The 1,575-nt window shown below is 41.1% G+C and carries 1 protein-coding gene; it reads left to right on the top strand.

What is annotated here, in order from left to right; translation table 11 throughout:
* On the top strand, nt 1-1,370 hold a 1,370-nt coding region (locus tag N2257_10650; GenBank protein MCX7794843.1), incomplete at its 5' end, for a hypothetical protein.
* Nucleotides 1,371-1,575: the final 205 nt, after the last annotated feature.

The following is a 1,575-nucleotide window of genomic DNA, read 5'->3' as shown; positions in this document are numbered from 1 at the left end:
GGAAATATCCTGATCTTGTTATAAATTATCACAGACATATTACTGATGGTCTTGCCATTCCTGCCCTTCTTTCTGCTGCAAAGGCTGGTGCAAAGATATTTGATGTCCAGGAGGATTCCCTTGTAAGATTCTACGGTCATTCACCTATACTTAGTGTTCATGCAGTATTTGAGGAAGCAGGAATACCGGTACACCTTAATAGAAGAGTTGCGGAAGAAGCTGTTTATAAAGTGAGGGAATGGATAGGCCATTATGAATGGGCTGAATCACCATTCAGAGGGCTTGACCATACTGTTACAAGACACAAGATGCCTGGCGGTGCCTTTCCGAGCTCCTTTGAACAGGCTCAGAAGTCTGATTTTCTCCATCTAATGCCTGCGATCCTTAAGGTGATGTCTCTCTATAACAGGATTGTTAGATATTTTGATGTTACACCTGGTAGCCAGATTACTTGGGTAACCTGTAGTGGAATTGTAAACAGGTATGCAAAGGAAAGAGGAGATGCCGGTGTAAGACATATAATTGAATTATTAACTAAATTCGTTGAAGAGAAAGGGCAGGACTTCAGTGCAATGGAACCAGCAGAACAGGAAGAGCTCTTACAGCTTTTTAGAAATGCACCTGGTGATTTTAAAAATCTCATCCTTGGACATTACGGAAAACTTCCCACAGGCTGGCCTGATGAATGGGTTTACAGGAGTGCCTTTGGAGATGAGTGGCAGAAGAAATTAAAGGAAAGGAAGGAACTTTCTCCTCTCGAACATATTGAAGAGGATGATCTCGACAGATTGAGCAAGGAGCTTTCTGATTATCTTGGAAGAGAGCCTTCTGAAGAAGAGTTTATACTGTTTTTAATGCATCCTAAGGATGCCCTTGAATTTATTGACTTCAGGGAAAAGTATGGCGAGGCACCCCTTGTGTTACCAACAAATGTATGGAGAGAAGGATTGAAAAGACCAGGGGATAAGGTTGAGTTTGAGCTCTGGGGAAAACCATACTGCATAGAGCTTGTTTCTATTGGTGCTGAGCATGAAGGAGTTATACACGTTGTAATGAAGGTAAATAATAAGACACGGGTTTATCAGGTTGAGACTCCAAGGGCAAAGAAAAAGGAGATAAGAATCGCAAAGACACTGAACGAAGTTGGAGCTCCCATTGCTGGTAATGTCTGGCGGATAGGTAATCCTCAGAGGGGTTCTCTGAAGGTTGGAGATATTGTCCATAAAGGTGAGGAGATTGCCAATCTTGAAGCAATGAAGATGGAAAATGCCATCCTTGCTCCCTTTGATGCCCAGATAAAGGAAATATGTGTTAAACTGAACGATGCAGTTATAGAAGGACAGCTCTTATTCGTCCTTGAGAAGATCTAGTAGGGCAAGGTGACTTATTAAGCCTTTTTTATTACCAGAGCGAAAAAACCTGCCTCAGAAGCCATTCAGACATATAAAATCCTTTTCCGAAAAAAGGACTGAAGGATAGGTTTTTTTGCTTAAATAGTAGGTAATGTCAATACTTCTGTGTAAATTCATTTAATGGTTTTATCCTCCAATGTTCATTTAACCGGCTAATTACTGC

It is taken from the genome of Thermodesulfovibrionales bacterium (genome assembly GCA_026417875.1).
In the GTDB taxonomy this organism is placed as follows: Bacteria; Nitrospirota; Thermodesulfovibrionia; order Thermodesulfovibrionales; family CALJEL01; genus CALJEL01.
The sequence above is the reverse complement of the archived record's forward strand: the minus strand, read 5'-3'. Positions and strand labels throughout refer to the sequence as shown.